Source organism: Pararhizobium sp. IMCC3301, assembly GCF_030758315.1.
GTDB lineage: Bacteria > Pseudomonadota > Alphaproteobacteria > Rhizobiales.
On record NZ_CP132336.1, the window covers coordinates 4188351 to 4212231 of the forward strand.

A 23881-nucleotide genomic window follows, 5' to 3' on the forward strand; every position below is an offset into this window, starting at 1 on the left:
GCGGTTCGTCACGCCATCATCTGCTGCGGCCCGATGAGCGACAGATCAAACTCTTCGGCAGGCATGGGCCGCCCGTATTTAAAGCCCTGCAGCGAATTGCAACCGATGAACTTCAGAAGCATTTCGTGGTTTTCGGTCTCGATCCCCTCCGCTGTAACCACCATTCCAAGCGAAGTCGCGAGGTTTACGACACATTGCACAACAGCGGCAGATTGAGGGTTTTTGTCGATATCTGACACAAATGACCGGTCGATCTTGACTTTGTCGAACGGGAAACTCTGGATATAGCTAAGGCTCGAATAACCGGTACCAAAGTCATCCAGAGCAATTCGGATTCCCATCGTTTTAAAGGTTTCGATTGTACGCCGGGCAACGACGGTGTCGTAAATAAGCAGCCCTTCCGTCACCTCCAGTTCAAGACGTGCCGGATCAAAGCCGGTGTCTTCCAGAACACTCAATACCCGGTTTACGAGCAGAGCATCCTTGAATTGCACCGGTGACAGATTGACCGACAAAAACAGCTCGGGCCAGGGTGTCATGGCCTCCATGGCCGTTCGCATCACCCAGTCTCCCAATTCGATGATAAAGCCGGATTCCTCGGCAACTGGAATAAATTCTTCGGGAGAAATTTGACCGCGAACCGGATGATTCCAGCGGGCAAGTGCCTCCGCACCAATGATAGCCTGTGTTTGACCATCAACGATTGGCTGAAGGTAGACCTCCAGTTCCTTGTTTTTTATCGCCTGCTCGAGTTCGACCTGCAGGGCACGTTGCCTGACTATTTCCAATTCAAACACTGGATCAAAGATAACCGGCTCGTCATTGTCCAGCGCTTTCGACTTGTACATTGCCAGATCGGCACGCCGCATCAGGTCTTCATGACTGTCGCCATGCTCGGGATACAGTGCGATTCCCACTGAAACACCAGTGATAACAGTGTGGCCTCCGATGACCATGGGTTTGCCAATCTCGTAGACCATACGATGGCCCAAATGCAGAGCTTCATCGCTGCATTTGACAGGCTTGAATATGATGAATTCATCACCGCCCAAGCGGCTCACGAAAGCATCCTTTCCTGCGATCTGCTGCAGGATATGGGCTGTTCGTTTCAGCAAATCGTCACCAATCTCGTGGCCTGACAGATCATTTACTGCTTTGAACTGATTGAGGTCCAGGAAGAAAGCGGCAGTTTTCCGGTGTTTCAGAGCATATCGCTTGTCTTCGATCATGCGGCGGAAGTGGGCGCGGTTTGGCAGCCCGGTCAATGTATCGTGGAAGGCGACATAATTTGCGTGGGCCTCGCTGGCCTTGAGCTTTTGCTCAGCAAGTCTGGCGGCCGTCACATCAGCCATTGATGCCACAGCTCCCATCAATGAACCATCGGTGCTTAATAATGGTGCTGCCTGCGCAATAATGTGGCGTTTTGGCTGGCCTTTGGGAACAATTATCAGTTCCTGGTCGACCACAGCGGTGCCTGTCATTGCATAAGAGAGCGGGCCGCCGTCACTTGCCAGCGGAGTGGTTCCATCCGCCTCGTACAGAGCATAAAACTCACTATAGTCTGCAAGAGGCTGCGATACACAGTCCACACCATGCATAATTCGGCTGGAATGGTTGCAGAGCGTGTAGTTGCCGTCGGCATCACAGGCCACGATCCCGTCTTTCACGTTCTCCAGAACAGCGTTCAACAACTCGGTCTTGCGCTCCAGATCCTTGCGTGTTTCAACCTGTCGGGTGATCCGCACTGCTGACACGATGACGCCTTCGACTTCGCCATTGTCCAATGCCCAGGGACGTGCTTCCCACCGCACATATTCCATGTTTCCATTGGAGAGTTGTATCGCATCGTCAGGGTTGCGCGTGGTGTTCCCGTCAAGTGCGGCCTGGAAAGCCAGGCACCAGTCCGGACGGCTGGATTTCAGCTGCAGAATATTGTCATGGGAAAGCGACGTATCCAGTGATAAAATGAAGGTCCGCCAGCTGTTGCTGGTGGCAAGGTAATGTCCGTTCCGGTCAATCAGGGCAATTCCAACCGGAACATTATCGATCAGCGCCCTCATCTGGCGGTCCGTCGCTGCTGCCCTGTGCTGAACTTCATGCCGGTGTTCGATTTCTTGCAATACATTGCCGGTTGCAATGCGCATTTCCATCTGATCAACGATGATCGCGGCAAGATCCGCAAGTTCCTGCTGCTTGCTTTCAGAAAAATCCAGTCTTGGTTCTGTGTCGATCACGCACAGGGTTCCCAATCTGTGGCCATTTTCAGCAATGAGGGGCGCGCCGCAGTAGAATCTGATGTTCATCTCGCCGGTGACCAGCGGGTTGTCCCGCACGCGCGCGTCTTTGGTCGCATCGGCAATGCAAAGAACTTCGTCGCCAAGTATCGTATAGCCACAGAACGCCAGGTCACGGGGCATTTCGTCCACCGTCAGGCCAGAGGCTGCTTTGAACCATTGCCTGTCCGTGTCGATCAGTGAAACCAGGGCAATGGGAGCGTTGAATTGCCGGGCGGCAAAGTGCGTTATTCTGTCAAATGCGCTTTCCTTTTCTGTGTCGAGAATAGCGTAGCGTTGCAGAGTTGCGATACGCTCGGCTTCACAGTCAGGAATCGGGGCGGGATTTATCAATGCGAATCTGTCAACGTTCATATTTCTGCCCAACCCAAAATTCCGAATACAGTTCTTTGACAGGTACAAAGCAACTATTACGTGCGCATGTATTGAACGCACTCATTAGTTTTACCACTGCAAAAGTTAACAACATCCATGTCGCCAATGGTTAACGATGGCTACGGTTTCTGGATTTTTGAATTTTCCGGATAGATAGTTTGGTTAAAAGTTGCTCCGGTGAATGCCGCCGCAGATCATAACCCCTGTCCGCAGCCGCGATGCCCCCAGCGCCGGCCAGCCGGGAGGCTGTGACACAGACGGTTCAACCGTGGTCTACGTGGCTTTGCCCGGCTCCCGAGCTGGTTTGTCGGCCCCTGGAACCCGGAACAGTGCGAATGAATCAGGGCAGATCATTCAGGACTTGTTTGCCCATTTCAGGATGTCAGCGTTGGACTCAAATGCATCCTGACCGGCAAACGGGTCCATTGTGGCGGATGCTCGGCTGGTGCCAGCGTCATCATCGTCAGGAGTCTCGTGTTCGCCATGGTCAGCATCGACGTCAGGTTCAGGGTCATTGTTTGCCGCAGCATCTGCTACAACTTCAAACACGTCGGAAGGCCGTGCATCAGCTTCTGCGCCATTGAACTCTCCATCCTCGGGCACCGGCGATGATTCCAGGTCCGCTCCTGCATCTCCGGGCTCCCAGAGATTGAGGATAGAGTGTACTTCGTCCTCCAGAAAACCCACCAGTGAAATCAGCTTGGAAATCCTCTGTGTGCTGACATCCTGAATTGTGCAGGCCGCATATATTTCAATAGCGTGCTGATCCAGCGCCTCACAGATATCCGGATTCACGTCCCGTTCCCGCAGCGACGACGCCGAAGCCTGTATGGCTTCTGCCGCCACGAGGATGGCCGAAGTGGCCTGCTCGGCCTGACTGGAAATTTCACTCAGGTCTTGAATCCCCGGTTCACATCGGCCATCGGCAATTTGCTTTGTGGCGACTTCGTCGATTTCCTGCCGGGTGAGTTGGATTGCTGCAGACAAGTCTGAGACTGCCATGCGGATTTTTTGAACCATCGCCTTGCTGGCAATGTCTTGATTTCCCTCGTGCCAGGTCGAAGCAGCAGTCGATGCCGAAACGGCCCGATCAGCTTTTTCGCCAATGCTGTTATCAAGCTTTGCAATGGCATTCAGCAGAGTTTCCGTATCGGCGACACGGTGACGTTGCGCAAACTCTGTCAGAAACCAGCGTCCTCTTGCGGTTTCCATCACGGCCGATTCAATGGCGTCATATTCTTCCAAAGCCATAATTTCGGTGGGCTCTGCGGGCGTATTTTTGTGTTGCGCCATAATGCTCTCAGTGTGGTGTCATTGAGGTTTTCTGGTACTGTCCAATCTGGTGGACAACTCTCGATTCGCCTTCAGACTACATCGTGTTTCTTAACAAGAAGATGCCGGTTTTCAGCTTTTCCTAAGCGTTCCCGCAGCTGGATAATTCAACGTGATCGCTCGCCTCACCGGACCGACTTCATTTGCGCCACGTATAGCGCTGTTTTATGTTGCCGTGTTTTCGGTCGTCGGGATTTATCTGCCTTTCTTTCCTTTGTGGCTGGAAACACGCGCTCTGACACCCACTCAGATCGGCATTGTTCTGGCAGTTCCAATGGCAGTGCGAGCTCTGATTACGCCTTTCATGGTTACCATGGGCGACCGGGCCAGGGACCGCAGAGGGATCACTGTACGCTATGCGGCGTCGGCATTTGTCCTGCTGGGGCTTTTATTCCTGGCAAGTGGCTTTTGGCAGATTTTGGCTGTTGTCGTCGTTGTGGCTGTTTTCTGGGATGCGCTGATACCGCTGGGAGACGCGATTGCCCTGTCGGGAGTGCGCAAATTCGGCATGGATTACGGGCAGATTCGGCTCTGGGGATCTGTCGCATTCGTAGCAGCCAACATTGTTGCAGGCGCGCTGGTCAGCGCCTTGACCGGATCTGTCGTTTTGCCCGTCCTGTTCCTCGCCTATGGCTGTGTTGTCGTATCCAGCTTGTTGCTGCCGGCCAGCAAGATAAATACCGAGGCAACTGACGCTGATACGCCCGCAACACCTGCCGGCGCGAAATCCGGCCTGTCGGCCTATGCCTTCCGTCATCCGGTCTTGTTGCTGTCACTCGCTATTGGCGCCCTGTCCCAGGCCAGTCACGCCATGATTTATGGCTTTGGCAGTCTGTATTGGCAGCAGGCAGGATTTTCAGGGCTTGAAATTGGCGTTCTGTGGGCCGCCGGTGTTTTGGCTGAAGTGGTTTTGTTCGCTGTTTCCAAACCGGTACTGCGGCGTTTCGGCCCTTCCGGATTGCTCGCTGCGGGGTCTGTGGCAGTGGTGCTGCGCTGGGTTCTGTTCCCGGTCCACTGGTCGTTTGCAGGTTACTTTGTGTTGCAGATTTTGCATGGCGCAACATTCGGCGCTGCCCATCTGGGTGTCATGCACACCATTTCCAGAGCTGTACCGGATGCGCAAACCGGACGGGCGCAAGCCACTTATTTTTTCATCTCGGGAATTCTGATGGCATTTGTGACTGCAATTTCCGGCCAGATATTTGTGCGCTACGGCGTGGGCGGTTTCGCCTTTATGGCACTCTTCGGTGTGCTGGGACTGGTGTTATGGGCCTTGATGCGGAGCTTGAGCAGACGCGCCGAGCTATCCCCATAAGTCGGGGTGGGGCGGCGCAATGACGCTGTTGGCATAGCGCAGCGCGTGTGGCCGGTCCCGTGCCAGCAGCAGGGGCGCATCAAGATCAACGAAGGTCGCAAGCTGTGCCGGCAGGATTGCTGGAGCCATGGCCAGAGATGAACCAACCATACACCCGATCATGACACCGAAACCTTCCGACTTCGAGCGTTCGACAAGCTTCATCGCTTCAGTCAGTCCACCAGTCTTGTCGAGTTTTACGTTGATGAAATCATAGCGTGCTTTCAGCTCTGCAACTGTCTCACTAGTATGCGCGCTTTCATCAGCGCATACCGGAACAGGGTGAGGTACATGCGCCAGGGCCTCATCCTGATCTGCCGGCAAGGGCTGCTCAATCAGTGAGACGCCGACATCGGCGCAGATCAGCATGTTTTCAACCAGAGTTTCCGTTGTCCAGGCTTCATTGGCATCGACAATGATCTTGCAATGCGGCGCTGCGGAATGCACAGCGCGTATGCGACCGGCGTCTCCAGGGCCGCCCAGCTTGATTTTCAGGATTGGATGACCGCTTGCGGCATGTGCCGCCTGGCCCATTCGCTCAGCGGTATCGAGGCTGAGCGTGTAAGCGGTCTCGATGCCATGCAGAGGCGAAATATTCCATAAATGGGCGACGCTGACGCCCTCCTGTTTGGCTCTCAGATCCCACAGTGCGCAATCCACAGCATTACGGGCGGCACCGGCGGGAAGGGCGCTCTGCAAACCGTCCGTATCAAGACCTGCGGCAATCTCAGAAAGGATAGACCGAATTTGTTCGGTCACACTTTCCATGCTTTCGCCATACCGGGCATAGGGGACGCATTCGCCCCGCCCGCAGCAGCCATCCTGCTTGATCGTAACAGTCAGGACATGCGCCTCCGATCGCGATCCGCGCGAAATCGTGAAGGCCTGCAACAGCGGAAACACGTCTGCGGCAATTTCGACAAGGCGCGTCAAAGATCAAACTCCTGCTTCAGACGGGTCACGATGGCAGCAACCCCGTGACGAATCGGATCGACCGCCGGCAACCCATGGGCCAGCGCAATTTCATCGACAGTCCTGGTTGCGGTTTCCGCATCGAGGGCTTGGGTATTGACCGCAATGCCGACACAGCGGATGTCCGGGTTTGTAAGCTTACCGCACCTGATCGTCAGATCAATCACGTCTTGAATGCTGGGAAGCGGCTGCTCGACATTGCGCATATGGGTCCTGGTCGTTTCATGGCAGACGACGAAGGCATCGGGTTGCGAGCCATGCAGCAAACCAAGTGTGACACCGGCGAATGAGGGATGGAATAATGATCCCTGGCCCTCAACGACCTGCCAGACATCGGCATCAGTATCCGGCGACACCCATTCCGCTGCACCGGATATGAAATCAGCGACAACGGCATCAATCGAAACGCCGCGACCAGAAATAAACACCCCGGTCTGACCGGTCGCCCGGAAATGTGCGTCCAGGCCGGCGTCACGCATGCCCTGTTCCAGTGCCAGCGCCGTATATTTTTTGCCGACCGAACAGTCAGTTCCCACTGTCAGCAGCCGCATGCCTTGGCGTTTTGTACCCTGGCCGGTTGTGAATTTCTGGCTGGACTGGCGCACATTATGCAGCGCCCGGCCATTGCGTTGTGCAGCCTCTGCAATTTCCGGGATATCCTCCAGCCGCAAATGCAGCCCGCTGGCCACATCCATACCGGCGTCAAGCGCGGCAACAACACTGTCAAGCCAGTGGCCGGGCAGCACGCCGCCGGCATTCACGACCCCGATCACAAACGTTTGGGCACCTGCTTTTCTCGCCTGCTGCAATTCCATATCCGGCAGTCCGGTGTCGGCTTTGCATCCCGGCAGGCGCATTTGTCCCACACACCAGTCTTTGCGCCAGTCGACGATGCCAATAGCCGTTTTAGCCGCCAATGCATCGGGCACATCGCCCAAAAACAAGAGATAGGGACGTTTCAACTGCATAAACCACCTGTGTAGGATGAGGACCCGTTTCGGGTTCTGAAAGGGCACACCAAATATCCAGCACTTGCAAGAAAAATTTGGTGTGCCAGGTGACGATCGATCAATCCTGTCGGATACCGCTTTCTGCGACAACGTGTCTATTGGAAACCATCCATGCCGGTGTGCCCGGTTGATGCCTTGCAGAGCCGGGGCCACCGGCACAACAGGCATAAAGAAGCCACAGCCCGGCTTTCAGCATTTCAACTGCACCGGAACTCCGATAGTCTGTGCAGAATTCAACACTTTGCAATGGAAATGATGTGGACGCCACAACCGGGTCGGAACTGATTAATCTGCAAGATGGGCCCGAGGGGCTCCGCTTGGCCGCATCCGGCAATTGGACGCTGGAAAATGCTACACTTCTGTCCGGCCTGCTGGATGATATTGAGGCGCGTATCAATGACACTGGTGTCAAGGCGCTGATTGCTGATATTGCCGCAATCGAAAAGATGGATACTTCAGGGGCGTGGCTGCTGATGCGGCTGCGCAAGCGGCTGACCGAGCATAATGGTGACATGTCATTTGAGGGCATGACCCCTGACCGGGAAATTCTGCTGGATGAGGTCTTGGAAAGCGCCTCTGCGATTGACGCGGAAGCCGCCCCGAAGTCGCGCTGGCAGCCGTTGAACCTGCTTGGCAGAACTGTCGCCGCCACCGGGACCGATCTGGCGGTGAAAACAAATATGCTGGGCCGCGTCATGTTTGGCATGTTTGCAGTTTTGCGGTCGCCATCCCGGCTGCGGGCGATCTCCATCGTGCATCATCTCGATCAGGCCGGATTGCGGGCGGTGCCGATTATTGCGCTGATGTCTTTCGTCATCGGTGCCATTATCGCCCAGCAATCCGCCTATCAGCTGCGCTATTTCGGTGCTGAAGTGTTCACGGTGGATCTTGTCGGCATTCTGGTGCTGCGGGAACTCGGGGTTCTGTTGACGGCGATTATGGTCGCAGGCCGTTCGGGAAGTGCCTTTACCGCCGAAATTGGCTCGATGAAAATGCGCGAGGAGATAGATGCCCTCCACGTAATCGGCCTGTCGGTAACCGAAGTGCTGGTTCTGCCAAGAGTTCTGGCCCTGGTTCTCGCGGTGCCATTGTTGACTGTTCTCAGCAATGTTTTCGCCATCTTTGGTGGCGGTGTAGTTGCGTGGGTCTATGCCGATATACCGCCAACAGAGTTCATTACAAGGCTGCGCGAAGCAGTCTGGCTCTCCACACTGCTGGTTGGTTTCATAAAGGCACCGTTCATGGCACTGGTGATTGCAGTCATAGCCTGTTCCGAAGGGTTTGCAGTGAAAGGCAGCGCTGAATCCCTCGGCCGCCGCACCACAGCATCCGTTGTCAAATCGATTTTCACGGTTATCGTCATGGACGGAATTTTCGCCATGTTCTTTGCCGCAATCGGTTATTAGAGCGCATTTATGCTGGGGTCTGATTATACAGCAATCCGGATCGGGATCGACGGGGATATCTGAGCGGGCCATCTCGTCATGGGCTGAAACCAGCACTGCACCAGGATTCGGCAATTTCCCCATTGGCCAGCAGCGTTTCAGACCAAGCTGGCGGGACGCAGCAACGCGGATAATGCGACATAACGCCCCGTCAAACTATCGGGCGCGCCGCAAAATAGCTCTCATTGCAATCGAAACTCCAATCCAGCATAAGGTTTACAAACAACCCCAACCGGTCTGACTGCGAGCATGACAAAACCAACCATTACATTTCCGCCTGTCAAGCGTGGCGAAGTCATTCTGCGGGCCCGCGGCATCACTGTCGGTTTTGGCGACACGCTTGTCCTTGACGATCTGGATATCGATCTGAAAGCCGGTGAAGTGCTGGGTGTGGTGGGAGCTTCGGGAACCGGAAAATCAGTTCTGTTGCGCTCGATTGTCGGCCTGCTGCCGCGCAGGGCCGGAACTGTGGAAGTCTACGGACTGAACTATGACTCCTCGGATCGCGCGGTGCGCGAAGCCGTTGATCGCCGCTGGGGTGTGTTGTTTCAAAATGGCGCGCTGTTTTCAGCGCTGACCGTCAAGCAGAATGTGCAATTGCCGATGCGTGAGCATCTGGACCTGCCGGAAGATCTGATGGACGAGCTGGCGCGTATCAAGATTGAGATGGTTGGCTTGCGGCCGGATGCGGCAGATAAATATCCATCCGAACTGTCCGGCGGCATGATCAAGCGGGCGAGCCTGGCCAGAGCGCTGGCACTGGACCCGGATATTGTGTTTCTGGATGAGCCGACCTCTGGTCTTGATCCGATCAGTGCTGCCGAATTTGACGATCTGTTGAAGAAACTCTGCACCACTTTGGCATTGAGCGCCTTTATGGTGACCCATGATCTGGACAGTCTGTATGCTGCCTGTGACAGAATTGCCGTAATCGGCAATAAAAAGGTGATGGTCGAAGGCGGTTTGCCGGATATGCTGGCATTTGACGATCCGTGGGTGCAGGATTACTTCCGCGGGAAACGCGCCCGCAGGTTGAACGATGCGCTCGAAGACGGCGGATTGTTGCCAGTTGAAGCGTAGTTGCATTTGAGGCGTGCTGCCGGAAAAAGCAGGGTGACTGGGACCGCATGGCTGGCAAACCATGCAGGACCGGTGGAATTGAACTTATGTTGCGACTGCAATCAACGCAGCGCCATGAAAACGGGTCTTTAGACGATGGAAACCAAGGCCAATTACGGGCTGATCGGACTGTTTACGCTGCTGGTTATCGCCATTGCAGTGTTCATGATCTACTGGGTTGGAAGGCTTGACCAGGCTGGCGAGGCGAAATCCGTGCAGATTTCATTTCCCGGCCCGGTGTCCGGCCTTGTTCCCGGCAGCCCGGTGAATTTCAATGGCATCCGTGTTGGAACGGTCCGCAAATTGGAGCTTGATCCGGACAATCCCGAAGCTGTGCTGGTGGATGCGGACATATCCGAAAAAACGCCGCTGAAATCGGATACCAGAATCACGCTGGGAACAACCGGATTGACCGGTGCATCCTATGTCGACCTTCGCGCCGGCTCGAAAGATCAGCCGAATGTGCTGACGCAGGAAAACATTCCGCGATTGCAGGCCGATGGGTCCTCTATGGATGATCTGCTGCAATCGGCGCGGGACACGATGACCCGCGTGGATCAAATGGTGCGCCGTGTGGATGAAGTGGTCAAATCCGGCAGCGGCGATATCGAGAGAACCCTTCAGAATGCAGCCACATTTTCAGATGCTCTGGCTGACAATGCGCCGGGAATCGACCGGTTCCTTGCGGCAACATCTGACGCTGCCGAGAAAATCGGCTCTCTGGCGACGCGCCTCGACAGTCTGACAGTAAAGGCCGAATCGCTGGTCGATGCGATTGATCCACAGCAGATCAGCCGGTCCGTTGCCAACATTGAGAGTTTTACGGCGAATCTCGACAACACTGCCGGAACGCTGGAAGAACTGGTTGCGGAAGCCAAACGCACGATGGTGTCCTTCAACACGTTCGGATCCTCTCTGAACACCACTCTGCTGCAGATTGACAATATCGTGTCAGCCATTCCGCCTGAGGATTTAACCGGGATTTTTGGTAGTGTGCGAACCTTTGTCGACAGTCTGGCGGCAAAAAGCGGCGAGATCGCCGGCATTATTGAAAATGCCGAACAGGGCAGCGAGAGCTTCCGCAATCTTGCCACCCGCTTGGAAGGCGAGGGCGATCGCATCAGTCAGATTACCACGAACGCCGCGTCACTCACCGAGACGCTTCGGTCCGCAGCTGGCCGGATTGAAGGTCTGTTTGACGGGTTGGACGGCGTGTTGAGCTCCGAGGGGTCCGCAAGTCTGATGGCGGAAGCACAAAAGACACTGCTGAGTTTCCGTAGCGCTGCAGCGGTATTTGAACTGCGGATTGGCGAAATATCAAACGGTGTGTCCCGGTTTTCCGGTGCCGGTCTGAGGAATCTTGATGGCCTCATTGCCGATGGCAGGCGTGCCGTCAACCGGCTGGACCGTGTCTTGCAGCAGTTGGAAAACAATCCGCGACAATTCATCTCAGGCAGCGGCGGTGTTCCGGAATACAATGGCAGACCACGGCGCTGACGCAACTTGGCGTGCGGGTGATTCTTGCAACACTTGCGGTTGAAATGGGTGTGCCCGCTTGATTTCTGCAGAATCTCTGTACACAAGCAAAGCAGTGTTTTTACAAGAATCGTGCAGGGATAGTGAGTTGGAATTGGCCTTTGGCAAAAAACGCAACAATGGAAGTCTCCCGTTCGGCGGAATAAGGCCTGTTCCCAGGGGACGGGCCAACATTCTTGCGTTGGCAGTTCTGACTCTGGCTCTGTCCGGTTGCATTCTTCTGACACCGCCGCCTTCGCGCACATTTGATCTGACTGCCCCGACCGCGATTTCAAAAGTCAGTGGAAGAGCCGGTCAGTTGCTGATTGTCGAGCCGAGCGCCCTGCAGGCGCTGGCTGGTAGCGGAATTGTCGTGCGCCCCACCGCATCAGAGCTGAATTATTATCCGAAAGCACAATGGGCGGATAATCTGCCAAAGCTGTTGCAGGCAAAAATTCTGGAATCCTTTGAAGCCACTGGCCGGGCAAGGGCTGTCGGCAAGCCTGGTGACGGTCTCGTCATCGATTATCAGATATTGTCAAATCTGCGGTCATTTGAATTTCACGCAATCGAACAAGCTGCAAAAGTCGACATTTCAATCAAGATCGTCAATGACCGTTCAGGCCGCGTCGTGGGGACCCGGGAATTCAACTCAAGCGTTACGGCGGCATCTGATGCTCTGGAAGACGCGGTCTTTGCTCTCGATCTCGCCATGGATCAGGTGATTGTGGAAATTGTGCGCTGGACACTGCTGCGGACATAGCAAGTCCGGCAGTCACGAAAATCTGTTTTGGCGTTTTGGGAAAGCTCAATCTTGAGTCCGGCCAAAAATCCGGTTATAGACGCAATGCATCTCAATCTGATTTGATATCCTTGGCACCGTCGCCACCTTTGCGCTTTGCTCCCGGTGGATGACCACCCAGCGCGTTTCGCAATTCGCGTGCCGCCTCAGCCAGCATCCGCGCTTTTTCAACACCTAACGAATCTTCAATAAGCCGATCCATATCGTGCCAGGCTTCATGAATGGCGAGTAGCATTTCGCGGCCCTTGCCCGTCAGGGTCAGAATATTGCAGCGCGCAGTTTGCTGGTTTGGCCGTCTTGAGATCAGCCCGGCAGAGATCAGGCGTGAACTCATGGTGCTCATGCTCGCCGGTGAAATATGAAATTCGCGTGCAAGTTCAACCTGCGAAGCTGATCCCATTCGGTTCAGGGCAGCAAGAATCCGGGCCTGTCGCGGTTGAATCCCATGGGGTGCCAGCCGGATGCGCAAACGCTCTTCCAGCAGATTACAGGAATGTAACAGGGGATGAAGCAAAAAGCCTTGTGTTTTCGCAGCCATTGTTAGAATGTTAACATTGATTTAGCCAAACCATGTTCCGGTTTTTGAATTGCTGTTTTGATAAGAGATGACCCCGACAACACGTCGCATACTTGTCGTGTTGTTGTCTATGTTCCAGCCAACACTGGCAGGTGGGTTTATTCGATCTTTGTATGTGCACGGCGTCATAAAGACTGCTTTGAAACTGTGTTCAACCGACGACTGAAAGACGTATCCGATGATTTTAGGTATTGCTTCACCAGGGGCAGCAGGTCTTGCAACTGCTTCGCTAGAGTACGAACTTGATGCGCGTCAGAAAACGGCAGATAATGCTCTGTTTTTATGGCTTCGCGGTGAGATAATATGAAGAATTTTCTCTCTGTTCTTGTCGCAGCTGTCTTGGTTGGCGGTATATATGTCTGGACCTTTGTCTACGATGTCAGCGGCTCGCCAGCACCGGCGAGCGCAACCATGCCAGGGGGAGGGGGCGCGGAAGCGGGACGAGGCAGGGGCGGCGGCGCAGGCGGCAATCAGGCAGCAGTCGTCACATTGGCGGCCGTCAATGTAGTGCCATTCACCGATCTGTTCAGCGCCCTTGGCACAGTCCAGGCCGATGCGCGTGTCAGGGTTCTCAGTGAAACCAGCGGGCGCGTTACGGCCGTTCCCGTGACGCCGAATATCAAGGTGGAAGCCGGTGCACTTCTGGTTTCCCTGAATGATGAAATCGAAAAAATCGCCGTCAGAACAGCCGGGATTCAACTGCAACAATCCCAGGAAACCCTGGTGCGCTACCAGAAACTGGCAACCAGCGGCACGCTGACCAACACATCGCTTGCCGACGCGCAGGTTGCCGTTGAGATTGCCCAGGCGGCTCTGGACAAAGCCAATTATGAGCTGGGTCAACGCAGCATTGTTGCACCCATTGCCGGCACCCCCGGCCTGACCGATATTCAGCTTGGCGCTTATTTGAACACCGGCACACAAATCGTAACACTCACCAACACGGATAATCTGGTCGTCGAATTTTCCCTGCCGGATCGTGCCGTTGATCTGCTGAGGACCGGCTACCCGGTCCGGGTCACTTCTCCCTCGCGGCCCGGTGCTGTTCTGGAAGGCGAAATCACCGCATATGACAACGAAATAGATCCGCAAACCCGGCTGATCGGAGTGAAGGCACGATTCGCCAACGCAGCAGGCGCACTCCAGCCAGGTGCCATCGTCAATGTGCTTGTCACAAATACCAATGAGCCTTTGCCAAGCATCCCGGTCTCGGCGCTGACCTGGAGTCGGGACGGCGCGTCGGTATGGGTCTCAACAGATGGCAAGGTGCGGCAAGTACCGGTCATTGTGCGCTCACGGCAGGACGATACTGTTTGGCTGGATGCAGCTTTGCAGGATGGCGACCAGATCGTAACAGAAGGTGTTCAGAAATTGCGCGAAGGCTCGCAGATCATCACACTCGATCAGCTCAATCAGAGATCTGCTGAGAGCGAAGGCGGCAGCCCAGGCCAGCAACCAGCCCAAGGTGAGCGCCGTCGTCGTCCGGCGGAAGCCGGGTCATGAGTGACATGGCGAAACCAAATTCGAGAACAGGTTTTGCGGAACTGTTTATTTCAAGGCCAATTCTCGCCCTCGTCATCAATCTTCTGATTGCAGTGGCAGGAGTTGCAGCCTTTTCGGCGGTTGACGTGCGTGAACTGCCGAATGTCGATCAGCCGGTTCTGTCGATTTCCACCACTTATGAGGGTGCAGCACCTGAAACAGTTGATACGGAAATTACCACACCACTTGAAAGCGCCCTCTCGGCTCTGGAGGGGCTGCAAAGCATTTCATCAACATCAAGCTACGGCCGGAGCCGCATCAATCTGGAATTTTCCGATACAGTGGCGATCAGCGATATAGCCAATGAAGCGCGGGAAATCGTTGCGCGCACGGTGCGGCAATTGCCTGATAATATCAATGATCCGATAGTCACCAAAAATGATTCTGATGCCGATCCGGTTATGCGCCTTGCCTTGTTGGGCGGCACCAGCATGGATGCGCTGACTGAACTGGCTGAAGGTGTCATTTCTGACCGTGTGTCCACAATCGAGGGCATATCCGAGGTCGAAGTGGTCGGCGATCAGGTCAATGAATTTCAGGTTCATGTCAATATGATCTCCCTGACCGGACGGGGCTTGACGCTGAATGATCTGGAAGACGCACTTTCCACGCTGCGCTCGACTGATCCGTTAGGCGACATTGACTCTGAATCCCAATCCGTCGTGATGCGCAACTCGGATCCCGTGATCGATGCATCTGCCATCAGCAATATATTGATCAATGCCACAACCCGCGTCGGGGATGTCGCCTTTGTCCAGCTGACAGCAAGCGAACGCACAACCCTGACCCGTGTGAACGGGGAAAGTTCCGTTGGACTGAACATTGTCCGCCAGTCAGTCGGCAACACCCTTGCCATCTCAAAAGCGGTGCGCGCCGCCGTGGTTGAATTGCAATCCGAACTGCCGGACGGTATCAGACTGATTATCAATTCGGACGACGGAACCTTCATTGAACAGTCGATCAAGGAAGTGGTTTTTTCCATTGGCATGGCTGTGATCATTGTCATTGGTGTGATTTTTGTTTTTCTGCGCTCAGTCAGCGCGACTCTGATCCCGGCAATTGCCATTCCCGTGGCATTGACCGGGACGCTGGCCGCGATCTGGGCCGCTGGCTTTTCCATCAACACGATATCCCTTTTGGCCCTGGTTCTGGCCACCGGTATGGTTGTCGATGATGCCATTGTGGTGATGGAAAATATTGTGCGCAAGCGCCAGTCCGGTCTGGGGCCGCGCGCTGCCGCAGCTGCAGGCACCAACGAAGTGTTTTTTGCCGTCATATCCACCACTGCAACGCTCGCCGCCGTTTTCATCCCTATTTCCTTCCTGCCGGGGCAGGCAGGCGGTATATTTGCCGAATTTGGCTTCGTGCTGGCTTTCTGCGTCACGCTGTCATCAATTGTTGCGCTGACACTGGTGCCGGCCATGGCCGCAATCCTTGACCCGGGCGGTCGCAGCGGCACGCAGGCCGAAAAACGCGAAAGCGTCTTTGCGCGGGCCTACGGTTCGATTGTGGACTTTTCCCTGCGAATCCCGATTATTGTCATTGGGATCGCGATCGCTTTCGCCATCTTTGCCGCAAGCAGCTTCTTTTCCCTGCCTTCTGAATTGACACCGCGTGAAGACCGGGGCTTCTTTCTCATCGCCTCGCGGGCGCCCTCCGGGGCCAGTCTGAGCTTCACCAACAACCAGGTCCGCCAGGTCGAGGCCGTCCTGCAGCCTTATCTTGAAAGTGGTGAAATAGCTGCAGTGCTGTCGCTTATCGGGCGTGGATCATCGTCCTCAGCATTTGTGATTGTCAGGCTGCAGGATTGGGATCAACGCACGCGCAGCCAGCAGGAAATTGCCCAGGAAGTAAATCAGAAACTGCGGCGGATCACCGGACTGACCCCGGCCATCCGGACGCCCAACAGTCTGGGGATACGGGGCGCCGGGCGTGGATTGCAGTTTGCTGTGACCGGCAAGGACTACGATGCCATCGTGCAGGCTGGCGACGCGCTTGTCGCCGCCATGGCGCAGGAAACGGATACATTTGTGAACCCTCAATTGGGGTATGACACCAGCCAACCGCTGGTCTCTGTCTCCATAGACCGGGAACTTGCAACAAGATTGGGGCTAACGGTCAAGACGATTACCTCAATCATCAATGCCATGAGCGAAGGCACCACTGCAGCAACCGTCATTGTTTCGGGCGAGGAATATGATATTCGCATAGTTCCAGCGGGACCGCCGATCAATGATCCGGGCGACCTGGAGCGGATATTCGTCGAAACCGCAGCGGGCAATTATGTGCCGCTTTCCACCGCCGTCACACTGACCCAGACGGCAGGAGCTTCAACCCTCTCGCGCGAGAAGGGTCAGCGCGCAGTGCCGGTACAGGCAAATCTCGCCACCGGTGTCGATTTAAGCTCGGCCGCCAAACGCGCCGAGGCCCTTGCTCGCGATATTTTGCCCGCTGGTATGGGCATTACCTTTCTTGCGGAAGCTGCTGCGCTTGATGAAAGCCAGAGCAGTACGCTGCTTGTTTTTGGCATCGCGCTGTTGATTGTTTTTCTCGTGCTGGCAGCGCAGTTTGAAAGTTTTGGCAGCGCCATCATCATTATGCTGACCGTGCCTTTCGGCCTGGCCGCCGCAGTGCTTGCCATATCACTGACCGGAGGGTCTTTGAATTATTACAGTCAGATCGGTCTTGTGATGCTGATAGGCATCATGGCCAAGAACGGTATTCTGATTGTCGAATTTGCCAATCAACTGCGTGAACGGGGCCAAGATGTCGACAGCGCCATTCGAGACGCAGTGCGGTTGCGTTTCAGACCTGTCATAATGACCATGATATCAACTGTTTTTGGCGGCCTGCCGCTGGTCTTCGCCTCTGACGCCGGTGCCGAAGCACGCATTGCAGTTGGCTGGGTCGTGGTTGGCGGACTAGGTTTTGCCACCGTATTCACACTGTTTTTGACGCCGGTCTTCTATCGACTGATCGCGCCGTTGGGAAGTGTTCCGGGATCATCGTCCCGAAAACTGGCCATGGAAGGCCTGCCGGTCGCGCCTGGCACACCAGCCCCCTCAAACTGAGCGGTATTGACTGCAAGCCGGTCACCGTGAGTGCTTGCGCGAAAACGAAATGGGCGCGCGTTTCAGTCCATCGCAACGTTCCAGTCCACTCATTCCCCGGCACATGCAGGAAAACGTATGTCCCGGTGGCACCATCAATGCGGGGCTGTGATCGAGGTGAGAATGAAAATGCCCGCTGATGGTTCAGCGGGCATTTTCATGGTCGGCTGACAGAATGTGGTGTCAGCTCAGTTTTCCACTGGCATGGGCCAGCATCGTGTAAACTTTGCCGGTATCCGAAGTGAGATACTTTTCGGTCAGTTCCGCATCACCATGCTTTTCCGTGACCTCGCCCATAAGCCGCTCAAAATCTTCGATATATTGGTTGACCGCAGCGCGGAATTCACCGTCATTCTGGAATTTTCGACGGATTTCATCGAAGGTTTTCTGACCCTGGATCGTGTAGAGGCGGCGGGTGAAGACGTTGCGTTCACCGCGGTTGTACCGATCCCACAATTCCACAGAGGTGGAATGATCAATGGCCCTGGCAATATCCGCAGACAGCGAATTCAGGGATTCAACCATTTCCGGCTCGGACCGGGTGACTTGTTCAGCCTTGGGCTCCTGGCGTTCGTCACGTTTGCCAAGCTGTTCGCCCATGTCACGCTGATCATCGGTTGAGGCACGTTCCAGCAGACTGCTCACCCAACCGGCATTTTTCCGGTCACCTTCTTTGCCACTGAAGGCATTTTGCATTCCCGATTTTGATGGAGCCTGCGGCGACGCCGGGGCTGTCTTGGCGGCAGGCCTGTCAGCCACAGCAGGGCGGTTTATGGCACCTGCAATTGCAGCCGGCGTTCCCGATGCACTTGGACGAGCGTGCTGGGAAACGATTTCTGAAAGATCGGACAATGCCTGTATCTGCTCGGCGACAACACGGCGCATGGTTGCCATGTTTTCGCGGGTTTCTTCCGGCAGTTCGATCGTCGCTTTTTTCAGATCAGAGCGGACCGCGTTCAACTCCGCCTGCATGGTTTCAGCGGTCGCCCGCATCTCAACAGTCGCATCCTTGAAGCGACCAGTCGCGTCGGCAATTGCGTTGGCGATGCCTTCGGTCAGTTCCGCCTGCGCATGCCGTACAGCTTCAGAGGCTTTGTCACCCTCAGCGCCGGCTGCATTGCTCATTGCGGCCAGTTGTTCAACCACACCGCGGGTCGCTTTTTCGGCGTTCCGGCTCAGATTAATGCCGATCTGTTCAGCGCGGTCTTCCGCACCTGCCAGAGTTTCAGCGATCAGGCTTGAGAAGGCACGCATCCGGGTTTCCACATCATCCGACTTCTGCATGATTCCCTGAGCAACCTGTTCCAGGACCGCATAACGCGACTGGAAAGTATCCTCGATCGTGTTGTTGCTGTTGTCGAGGCGGTCCGACACTTCGGCAAGCGACTTGATCTGGATTTCAATTTTCTCGGCCAGTCCGCCCATATTGCCAAGTACATTTGTCGACACATCCTGCAGGACACCGACCTGACTTGAGATCGCCTCGGTTGATGACTGGCTCTCTTCCAGGGCTTTGGCGAGGGTCTGGCGGAATTCTTCTGCCCGCGCGCCCAGACCGTCTTCAACCGACCCCAGTTGTTCATGCGCTGAGGCCAAAACCTGCTGCAAGCCTGAATTGGCGTTCTCCAGGCGCGATACCATGGATTCCACGTCATCGCGGAGGCTTTCATTGGCCTTGCTCAGCAGACTGATCGCTTCGCTGCTGCGGCTGTCGAGCAGTTCGACCAGAGACGTGGAGGACGCTGAAATTGTTTCAGCGATTTCACGGCTGCGCTCGGTCAGAGTAGTGGCCATCGACTCGCTGTTATTGAACACCCGCTCTGCTGCTTCCATTGAGCTCTGCTCAAGATTTGCCACAGTGTTCTGGCTCGCTGCCAGCAGACGTTCGACTGCTTCGCTGCTTTGCGTATCCAGAGCGGCCAGAACATTATGGCTGCTTTCGCTGAGCAGGGAGGCTGCCTGATCCGACTGGGCGGTCATTTTCGACATGAAGTCAGAGGTCGCGCCAGTCATGATCTCGGCAATTTCGCGGCCGCGTGATTCGAAGGCATCCAGCAAGCCACGGCTGGTTTCGTCAAGCCGTTCAGCGATCGTGCGATTGCCTTCATCGAACTGTTCGGTTGCCATATGAGCATGGGTTTTAAGGGTTGCAACCAGTTCTTCATTGCTCTCCAGCATCCGGGTCCGGGCTTCTTCGGCAAGCTGCGAAATGGCGCGTCCTGTTTCTTCCAGTTTTCCGACCGCATCATCACTTTGCGTGGCAAGCGCGCCAACCAGAAGCTCATTGCTTTCCACCATCCGCGAGCGGGACTCTTCTGCCATTTGTGCAACAGCTTTTGTGGTTTCTTCCAAGCGGCCAACGGCTTCATCTGTCTGCGAGGAGATTGTGCCAACCAATTGTTGATTGCTTTCCAGGATGCGCACACGGGCTTCTTCAGCCAGTTGCGACATGGCGCGGCCACTTTCTTCAAACCGTTCAATTGCTTCGTTGCTTTGCGAGGACATGGCACCGACCAGCTGTTCGTTGCCTTCCAGCATCCGTGAGCGGGCCTCTTCAGCCAATTGCGCCATGGCGCGGCCGCTTTCTTCAAACCGCCCGACTGCTTCGCTGCTATGCGAGGACAGAGCGCCGATCAAATCATCATTACTATCGAGCAGACGCGAACGCGCCTCTTCGGCCAGTTGCGCAATTGCCCGGCCGCTCTCGTCAAGCCGGACAATGGTGTTGTCTCCCTGCGAGGCAAGCGCCGAGACCAGTTCCTGATTAGCCTCTTCGATGCGGGCGCGGGCGATTTCACTCTGTTCGACTGCAGACAGGCTGCTTTCGTTGAGACGTTCGACGGCACGATCACTGAGTGTCTGTATCGTCGACAGGAAGTCGTGGTTCACATTGGCAAGACGTTCTGCAGCCTGTTCGCTGAGGCTCAGGATGGATTTTCCACCTTCCGTCAAACGTTCGACAGCGTTTGAACTCTGGGTCTCGATATTCGCGATCAATTCCTGATTGCTGTCCAGCAGGCGTATTCTTGCATTTTCGCTGGAGGCAGCAATGGCCGCGGCAATATCTTCGCCCTGTTGCGAGAACGTATCGACAATGGTCGAGCCTGCAGAGCGCAGTTGAGTGGACAGATCCAACGCCTTTTCCTGCAAGGCAGAAACCAGCGAACCACCGCTATTGTCAAGAATTTCAGTCAGTTCGGCGGTTCTTGCACCCAGTGTTTCGTTCAACTGCAGTGTCGAGGTGGACAATTTCTCGGTCGCGACCGTGACGCGGCTGACGAGGTTCTCATCAAGGTCCTGGGTGAGGCCGGCGATGCCTGTTGAGGCCCGTTCCAGGTTACTGAGCAGGCTTGCGCTGGCATCAGTTATGGTCGAGCGGAACATGTTATTTGCCTGCTCAACATTGAACGAGAAGTTGGAGTTGGCTTTCTCGCCCTGTTCATACAATTCTGTGCCAATGGCTTCCATGCTGGCCGAAAGCGACTGCTGCAACGCGCTGGTGCGCTCTTCGAGGTTTTCCGCAACCTCGAACACTTTGGTACCCAGTGCCATATTGATTTCGGCAATGCGTTCAGAGACGACTGCCGACATTTCGCGGGTCTTGCTGGACAGCGCTTCGTTGACTTCCTGGAAGCGTCCTTCAAGGGTCGCCGTGATCTCGTTCTGACCTTCACCGAAAGCACGGGCGATTTCACGCGTGCGCTCGATCAGCGTTTCGTTCATTTCGGAAGTGCGCATGTCGAGAGCTTCGCTGACCATGCTGGCGCGCTGCTCAAGTGTCTCGGCAAGTGCATCCGCCTTGCTGCCGATTGAATTCGCGGCACTGTCGAGACGCACACCGACGCTGTCTTCAAATGTATTGAGGCGGCCGGCCAGCACGTCTTCCAGCACGCCGGTGCGTTCTGCAAGCGTATCGCCCACCTTCTCGGTGGCCGCGCTGACGGACGTTGTGAAATTATCAAGATGGTCAGCCATAGTCGACTGCATCGCTGCGCTGTGTTTGGAAATCGAATTGTCCAGATCAGCAATCCGCGAGCTGAACAGCTGTTCAATTTCACTCGAGCGGTTGCCCAACGCTGCCGTCAGGGCAGAGCCGTTTTCATTTATGGTCGTATCAAGGGCTTTCAGGCGGCCATCCAGGGCTTCGCTGAGCTCCTTGCCCCTGTCGTTGAGCGTGATGTTGATCTGATCATTGAGGTTCAGGACCTCACTCATCAGATGCTTGCCACGTGTGGAGATAGCCTTTGCGACTTCCGTTCCGACCGTCGCGATCTGGGTGGCAAGTTGGGTTCCATTGACATTCAGCGCATCACGAACCGTCTGCGCGCCATGTTCAAGGGTGGTCCTGAATTCATTCGTTTTTGTATCGAGGTGTTCTGAAAGACGATCACTGGTCGATGTCAGACGCTGGGTGACTTCCTCACCCTGACCATCAATTGCCTTGGAGAGGCGCGATGTTGCGGTTTCAAGACGGTCAGCAAGGTGAGTGCCACGGGCAAAAATCTGCTCGCCTGCGATCTTGCCGGTCGAATCGATACGCTCGGCAATCTTGTTGCCCTGGTCGGAGAACTGCATCACCACATTTTCAACAGCAAGATCGAGCGAACCACTGACTTCCAGCGAGCGCTCCAACAGAGTTGCAGTCAGATTATCTTTTGATTTCAATATGGTATCGGAAACCTGAAGGCCGGTTTCCTGCAGCGATGCGGTCACTTCCTGTCCTGTATTGGACAGGTTCTGCACCAGTTCCTGACCTCGGGTCGACAGGGTCGAAATCATGGTTTCGCCGGCGGTTCCCAGAGCAATCGTAATCTGTTCGCCTTTCTGGCCCAGCGACGCGATCACACGCTGGCCGGATTCTGAAACCCGGTCGGCGATTGCATCACTGGTTTTGGCAAGTTCTTCAGACAGGGTTTCGCGGGCACCGCCAATGGCTGTGCGCAAACGCTCTGAATTGTGGACAATCGCCTCTCTCTGAGACACCAATTCGTCGACGACGGAGCGAATCCGGCTTTCATTGGTGGAATAGGCGCGTTCCAGTGCCGCGACTTCCGTGTGAACCATCACTTCAAGTTCGCTGGCCCGTGCAAGCGCGCGTTCAATGCCGTCTCCCATGGCCGCGACTTCGCGGCGAATGGCCTGGCCAACACTGAGGACGGAATCTTTTGCAATATCTTCCGGTTCCGACAGTCGAAGCGCAACTTCGGTCATGCCATTGGCAACGATGCGCATTTCCTGAGAACGCCAGATCATCAGCGCAAACACCCAGAAGAACACCACCGGCAGAATGAGACTGACGAAATAGGCAAACAGATGCGGCGCCTGGCTGAGGCTTGCCAGACCATTGAGATTTGCCAGATCATCGCCAAATGCGGCATTGCCGACAATGCCGCCGAACAGCAACCAGAGTGCCGAAGCGGCGAGGGCGCCCCAGAATGGCATCAGCGAAGGACGGCGATTGATGCTGTACAGCATATTGCCAACTGACTGGCGGTCATCATTGGCCGGACGTTGCGCCCGCCCGCGTGAAGCCGAGCGTTCCCGGCGCGGCGCGGCATCATTGGCCGCTGCGTCCGCTGCCCTAGACCCTGCGCCGGTATTGCGACCGGGCCGCGTGCGCTCGGTTTCCGACCCTGTTGGCTCTTCGTCCCGGCGCGAGCGACGCAGCCGGCGACGGGATTGTCCATCGCTCTTGGCGTCTTCTGCCCCGAAATCAATTTTCAGAGCTTCTTCCACCGCCGATACAGCCGGATCATTCGATCCTTTTGACTTTGGAGAATTCTTAGCCATCGTCTTGCCTCGCATCCGTACTCATAACATTCTCGCCTGCGGCGCAGTTTCAGACCTCTGCCCAACCGGCAAATTTCCCGAAGACCTGATCCTGAAAGACATAGGTGCAACTGGCACATGTCTGAATTCAGGTATCTGTCGCAATTCGGAACCTGTCATACGAGAGCCCGACAATGGATGTCACCAGGCCGCCCGGACAGGCAAAAGTCCCATGCCCCGCGGAAGAAATGCAAAAAAACATAAGCTGACTTGTCTCGCCGGAACTTCCATTTTGGGACTTCCGGCGCATTCCGTCAGCAACACCGCACTCTACAGACCCTTATACCTATTACTTTGTCGCCTTTAGGGCAGCACGGGCTTAAATCCCGGCTTTCCGGCAGGTTCCCCGATCTGCGGGGGTTGCAACAGGACGATCGCTTTAAATTCTGTCAAATTTTAACAATCGAGCTTTTCTAGGAATCCATAACTTCTTGCCGCTGCAGTATCGTATCGGTTTGAAATGGCAAGACAACAAAAAAAATAAGCAATTAGCAGCCTTTGTTAACGCCAAGACTCATTCCGGGCATGGTGTATTCACAGCAAATTGAAATAAATCTGCAGACAATTGGCAGATTTCGGCGTGTTTTGACTCGGACTCGATTCAA

The 23881-nt window shown here is 55.3% G+C and carries 14 protein-coding genes; 8 read left to right on the top strand and 6 right to left on the bottom strand.

What is annotated here, in order from left to right:
- Positions 1-8: 8 nt before the first annotated feature.
- Positions 9-2648 (bottom strand): EAL domain-containing protein, encoded by a 2640-nt coding sequence (locus RAL88_RS19925; protein ID WP_306265872.1) that lies wholly within the window; start codon positions 2646-2648, stop codon positions 9-11.
- Positions 2649-3023: 375 nt separating this feature from the next.
- Positions 3024-3962 carry a hypothetical protein gene (locus RAL88_RS19930; RefSeq protein WP_306265873.1) on the bottom strand — a complete coding sequence of 313 codons (939 nt, stop codon included), beginning with the start codon at positions 3960-3962 and terminating at the stop codon, positions 3024-3026.
- 151 nt (positions 3963-4113) lie between these two features.
- Here RAL88_RS19930 and RAL88_RS19935 point away from each other — a divergent pair, with 151 nt between their 5' ends.
- A complete protein-coding gene (locus tag RAL88_RS19935) occupies positions 4114-5316 on the top strand; it encodes an MFS transporter (RefSeq protein WP_306265874.1) in 1203 nt (400 codons plus the stop codon).
- Here the strand turns inward: RAL88_RS19935 and dgcA are convergent.
- Positions 5305-6288 (bottom strand): N-acetyl-D-Glu racemase DgcA, encoded by a 984-nt coding sequence (dgcA, locus tag RAL88_RS19940; protein ID WP_306265877.1) that lies wholly within the window; start codon positions 6286-6288, stop codon positions 5305-5307. The genes RAL88_RS19935 and dgcA overlap by 12 nt on opposite strands.
- On the bottom strand, positions 6285-7295 hold the full coding sequence (gene dgcN, locus RAL88_RS19945) for an N-acetyltransferase DgcN (protein ID WP_306265878.1): 1011 nt from the start codon (positions 7293-7295) through the stop codon (positions 6285-6287). The genes dgcA and dgcN overlap by 4 nt, the downstream gene beginning before the upstream one ends.
- A gap of 299 nt (positions 7296-7594) precedes the next feature.
- Between dgcN and RAL88_RS19950 the strand changes: the two genes are divergently transcribed.
- The 4 genes from RAL88_RS19950 to RAL88_RS19965 all read left to right on the top strand — a co-directional run bounded on the left by RAL88_RS19950 (position 7595) and on the right by RAL88_RS19965 (position 12179).
- Positions 7595-8743, top strand: coding sequence for an ABC transporter permease (locus RAL88_RS19950; RefSeq protein WP_306265880.1), 1149 nt, complete (start codon positions 7595-7597; stop codon positions 8741-8743).
- Between the two features lie 288 nt (positions 8744-9031).
- Entirely contained in the window at positions 9032-9862 is an 831-nt protein-coding gene (locus tag RAL88_RS19955; protein ID WP_306265882.1) for an ABC transporter ATP-binding protein, read from the top strand.
- Between the two features lie 135 nt (positions 9863-9997).
- Positions 9998-11398: an MlaD family protein gene (locus tag RAL88_RS19960; protein WP_306265884.1), complete on the top strand. Its 1401-nt coding sequence runs from the start codon at positions 9998-10000 to the stop codon at positions 11396-11398.
- Between the two features lie 127 nt (positions 11399-11525).
- Positions 11526-12179 carry an ABC-type transport auxiliary lipoprotein family protein gene (locus tag RAL88_RS19965; protein WP_306265886.1) on the top strand — a complete coding sequence of 218 codons (654 nt, stop codon included), beginning with the start codon at positions 11526-11528 and terminating at the stop codon, positions 12177-12179.
- 91 nt (positions 12180-12270) lie between these two features.
- Here the strand turns inward: RAL88_RS19965 and RAL88_RS19970 are convergent, their stop codons facing one another.
- On the bottom strand, positions 12271-12756 hold the full coding sequence (locus RAL88_RS19970; RefSeq protein ID WP_306265888.1) for a MarR family winged helix-turn-helix transcriptional regulator: 486 nt from the start codon (positions 12754-12756) through the stop codon (positions 12271-12273).
- A gap of 217 nt (positions 12757-12973) precedes the next feature.
- On the opposite strand from RAL88_RS19970, the gene RAL88_RS19975 reads away from it, so the two are divergent.
- From RAL88_RS19975 to RAL88_RS19985, 3 genes are read left to right on the top strand one after another with little or no spacing between them, the layout of a single operon-like run.
- The gene (locus tag RAL88_RS19975; protein ID WP_306265890.1) at positions 12974-13102 is read left to right on the top strand and encodes a hypothetical protein; all 129 of its coding nucleotides are present in this window, start codon (positions 12974-12976) and stop codon (positions 13100-13102) included.
- Complete coding sequence (locus RAL88_RS19980) at positions 13099-14298, top strand: efflux RND transporter periplasmic adaptor subunit (RefSeq protein ID WP_306265892.1); 1200 nt, start codon at positions 13099-13101, stop codon at positions 14296-14298. Before RAL88_RS19975 ends, RAL88_RS19980 begins: the two co-directional genes overlap by 4 nt.
- A complete protein-coding gene (locus RAL88_RS19985; RefSeq protein ID WP_306265893.1) occupies positions 14295-17408 on the top strand; it encodes an efflux RND transporter permease subunit in 3114 nt (1037 codons plus the stop codon). Before RAL88_RS19980 ends, RAL88_RS19985 begins: the two co-directional genes overlap by 4 nt.
- A gap of 222 nt (positions 17409-17630) precedes the next feature.
- Here the strand turns inward: RAL88_RS19985 and RAL88_RS19990 are convergent, their stop codons facing one another.
- Positions 17631-23237, bottom strand: coding sequence for a hypothetical protein (locus RAL88_RS19990; protein WP_306265895.1), 5607 nt, complete (start codon positions 23235-23237; stop codon positions 17631-17633).
- Positions 23238-23881 lie beyond the last annotated feature (644 nt).